Below are 664 nucleotides of genomic sequence, written 5' to 3'. Positions count from 1 at the left end.
TGCGCCTCGATCGAGTCTTTGGTGCGGTGGTAGATCGGACGGGCGGCCAGGTCGGACTTGGCCATGCGGAAGGTCTTCTCGATCTGGAACAGCTGGTGGTAGGCGCCGATGACCTGCTCGGCTGTGGGCTCGGCGATGTTGGTGACGTAGCCCTTGATCCCGGCCAGCGCTCGGGCCTTGTTCTCCAGGTCGCGATTGACGGTCTTGGTGGCGTCGGTGAGTGTGACGAACCGGTTGCGCTTGACCGCGGTCTTGCCGGCCACGGCCTGCTCGGCCTTGCGGACCTGCTCGTCGATGCCTTTGAGCGTCCTGCGGGCCCGGTCGTGCTTGAACTGGTAGAAGCGCACCTGGTCCTTGCGCTGGTCTGTCGCTCCGGCCGGCCACGGCTGGACGAAGATGTGCCCGTCGGGGATCGGCTCGCCGGGATGTGCGCGCTGCCATTCGCTGATGACGTAAGGAACTTCGGGGATGCGCATCCCGAGGATGAACGACAGGCCGGCTGCCTCGATGTCCTTCATGTTCTTCTCGGAGATCATCCCGGCGTCGGCGACGATGACCACGTCGTGCAGACGGTGGGCGGCCATGAACGCCTGAATCGCAGGCAGCATGGTCGTGGTCTCGGCCTTGTTGCCCTCGAAAGCGTTGACCATCAACGGGAATCCGG

The 664-nt window shown here is 64.6% G+C and carries 1 protein-coding gene; it reads right to left on the bottom strand.

The features are described from left to right. Window positions 1-664: IS1634 family transposase (locus ABFX45_RS46235; RefSeq protein WP_346137435.1), on the bottom strand; the 664-nt coding region annotated here is incomplete at both ends.

The organism is Lentzea roselyniae (genome assembly GCF_039537795.1).
GTDB lineage: Bacteria > Actinomycetota > Actinomycetes > Mycobacteriales > Pseudonocardiaceae > Lentzea > Lentzea atacamensis.
Note: the sequence above shows the minus strand (reverse complement) of the source record. Positions and strands in the feature narration are given on the sequence as shown.